This window comes from Leifsonia sp. HAY1-4F (assembly GCF_056755275.1).
The window spans coordinates 1-2,613 of record NZ_JBNDHX010000184.1 but is presented as its reverse complement, the minus strand read 5'-3'; the positions used below and the strand labels follow the sequence as shown (position 1 = coordinate 2,613).

The following is a 2,613-nucleotide window of genomic DNA, read 5'->3' as shown; positions in this document are numbered from 1 at the left end:
GGTGTAGCATTAGAGGCAGTGAAGCAAGGCACTCGCGCATCAAGCGAAGGAGGCGACATGGCATCCTCAAACCCTCGATACCGCGCGGTTTACGGGCTTGTCGTGGTCCCAAGCTTCGTCGTCGCGGTCCTGATGGCTGCGCTCTACCTAGTGGTGATGCCGCTGGTCCCGATGGTGGGCCACTACTACTTCTCCCAGCAGGCGCAAACTTACGCGACGTATCAGGTGCCCCTCCTGATCCATATCGGCGCCGGCGCCGTCGCCCTGGTCCTGGGCCCGATCAACCTGATCGGCGCGCTCAGGCGAACCCCTGGAAGACGACACCGCACGATCGGCAAGTTCTACGCTGTCGCGGTTTCAGTCGCCGCGACCGGTGCTATTTTCATGTCCTTCCACGCCTATCCCGGAACGATCGCGAATGGCCAGATCATCGTCACGAGCGGATTCTTCCTGCTCGGCGTCGGCTGGCTGGTGACCCTTGGGCTTGCGGTTCGAGCGATTGCCGTCAAACACGACATCGCCGCCCACCGATTCTGGATCATCGCCAACTTCAGCCTCACCTTCGTCGCCGTCGTTCTCAGGGCCGAGACTGCCGTCATCCTGGCAACCGGCACGTTCGAAACCCTCTACCCCTTCCTTCCCTGGACCTCCGGCGTCCCGAATCTGATCATCGCCATGGTCCTCGCCCGCAAGCTGAACCGACAACGTGCCCGCCGGACACGCCGACCACGCCAGCCCAGTTTGACGAACCAGAACCCGTAACAGCGAGCGACAACTCAGCTGGATGCGGTCCGAGCGGAGATCCGCGACTCAGGCCGCCGCGCCCGCCGCCGCTTCCTCCGCGCCGGGGACGACATCGAAGTGGAACGTCCGCCGGAACCGCAGGACGAGCTCGTCCCCTCCTGCCAGCACTTCGACCGCCGGCATCCCGTCACCCAGCAGTGCCCCCAGGTCGGAGAGGCCCACCTGGAACTCCAGCACCTCCTCCGGTGCGCCGATGTCGAGCCGGCGCTGCGGCTGCGGGAGGGCCGCCGGCCCCACGTCCATCACATCCACGACCTCACCGACGACGATCGCGCTGACCGAGGCCTCGCCCGCATGCACGACGTACTCGGTCGCCGGCAGGCCGGCGGCCTCCTCGCGCCGGAAGGCGGCACGGAGCGTCACCGACAGTCCGTCGGCGGACAGGACCTCGCCATCGGCGGGATCCACCGGCGCCGCCCAGCCCCAGCGCTCCAGTGCCAGCACCACGGGTTCGAGCTCCCGGCCGAGCGGAGTCAGCTCATACCCGCCGCGCACCGTCGGCACGCGGCGGATCACCCCGGCCTGCTGCAGTTCCTTGAGCCGGTCGCTCAGGATGTTGGTCGGGATGCGCGGCAGACCCGCCTTGAGGTCGCTGTACCGGCGGGCGCCGCCGAGCAGGTCGCGAACGATGAGGAGCGCCCATCGCTCGCCGACCCGCTCGACCGCGCGCGCGACGCCACCGAACTGTCCGAAGCCCCGCGGGGCTCGTGCCGCCATCCGGGAGCCGGATCAGGCCTGCGCGGGAGCCTCGGCCCCGTGCTCGGCGAGGTAGGCCTCCGGGCCCTTCTCGGCCGCTTCCGGCACCATGTAGAGGTACGAGAGGATGTTGCCGTCCGGGTCCTCCAGGTCGCGGGAGTACATGAACCCGTAGTCCTGCGCGGGGCGCGGCTCGAGGCCGCCCGCCTCGATGCCCTTCCCGACCAGCGCATCCACCTCGTCGCGGGAGTCCTGGGTGAGCGCGATCATGGCCCCGGCGTGCGTCTTCGTGTCGACGATCTGCTTGTCGGTGAAGGTCGCGAGGTACTCGCGGGTCAGGACCATGAAGTAGATCGTGTCGCTGAGAACCACGCAGGCGGCGTTCTCGTCGGTGAACATGGGGTTGATGCTGTAGCCGAGCGCTTCGTAGAACGCCTTGGAGCGGTCGAGGTCCGTCGTGGGGATGTTGACGAAGATGTTGGTTGGCATGATGTCCCTCCGGTCAGTGGTCCGATGGGCTTAGCTTGCTCTTTGCAAGCTTACTTGTCAAGAACAAGTAAACCGCGGGAGCGCACGTCGTCGACGGACTCCCGCATCTCGGGCGCCAGGGTCAGCAGGCCGGCGGCTTCGGCCGCCTCCAGCGCGTCCGCCTGCTCCGCATCCGCGCCGGTGAACCAGGACGCGACGGAGACGCCGTGTCCCGGCCGCGAGAGCACTCGGACGACGTCGCCCGCGCCGGCGGTGCCGGACTTCGCCACCGAGAGATACGCGCCGGGGCGCCCCTCCTGCGTGAAGCGCTTGACCCACTGCGGCTCCTGCATCCGCCGCTGGAAGACGGCGCACGGCATCCTCGGGCAGGTGACCTCGACTACGAGCTCGTCGCCGATCGCCCAGCGTTCGCCGATCTCCGCGCCGTTGACGTCGAGTCCGGCCGTCCGCAGGTTCTCGCCGAACAGTCCGGCGGGGATGGGCCTCCCGAGCTCGCCTGCCCAGAAAGCCGCGTCCTCGTCCGCATAGGCGTAGAGCGCCTTCGACGCGCCTCCGTGGTGCGTACGGTCGGCCTGGACATCGCCGCGCACTCCGAGCGGGCGAACTCGCAGCCGTTCCAGTACC

At 68.1% G+C, this 2,613-nt stretch carries 4 protein-coding genes; 1 reads left to right on the top strand and 3 read right to left on the bottom strand.

Features of this window, described 5'->3' with window-relative positions:
- Window positions 1-57 precede the first annotated feature (57 nt).
- Complete coding sequence (locus ACPYOG_RS19045) at window positions 58-762, top strand: DUF2306 domain-containing protein (protein ID WP_481295707.1); 705 nt, start codon at window positions 58-60, stop codon at window positions 760-762.
- Between the two features lie 48 nt (window positions 763-810).
- Here ACPYOG_RS19045 and ACPYOG_RS19040 read toward each other — a convergent pair whose 3' ends face one another.
- Genes ACPYOG_RS19040 through ACPYOG_RS19030 form a run of 3 tightly spaced genes read right to left on the bottom strand, consistent with a single transcriptional unit; the run spans window position 811 to window position 2,609 of the window.
- Complete coding sequence (locus ACPYOG_RS19040) at window positions 811-1,521, bottom strand: winged helix-turn-helix transcriptional regulator (RefSeq protein WP_481295706.1); 711 nt, start codon at window positions 1,519-1,521, stop codon at window positions 811-813.
- 12 nt (window positions 1,522-1,533) lie between these two features.
- Window positions 1,534-1,989 carry a VOC family protein gene (locus tag ACPYOG_RS19035; RefSeq protein WP_481295705.1) on the bottom strand — a complete coding sequence of 152 codons (456 nt, stop codon included), beginning with the start codon at window positions 1,987-1,989 and terminating at the stop codon, window positions 1,534-1,536.
- 50 nt (window positions 1,990-2,039) lie between these two features.
- Window positions 2,040-2,609, bottom strand: a complete 570-nt coding sequence (locus ACPYOG_RS19030; RefSeq protein ID WP_481295708.1) for an MOSC domain-containing protein — start codon at window positions 2,607-2,609, stop codon at window positions 2,040-2,042.
- Between the last annotated feature and the right edge of the window lie 4 nt (window positions 2,610-2,613).

Excerpts from the sequence above, each read along its gene's own strand:
- ACPYOG_RS19045 (WP_481295707.1), top strand. The coding sequence starts at position 58 with ATGGCATCCTCAAACCCTCGATACCGCGCGGTTTACGGGCTTGTCGTG.
- ACPYOG_RS19040 (WP_481295706.1), bottom strand. The coding sequence starts at position 1,521 with ATGGCGGCACGAGCCCCGCGGGGCTTCGGACAGTTCGGTGGCGTCGCG.
- ACPYOG_RS19035 (WP_481295705.1), bottom strand. The coding sequence starts at position 1,989 with ATGCCAACCAACATCTTCGTCAACATCCCCACGACGGACCTCGACCGC.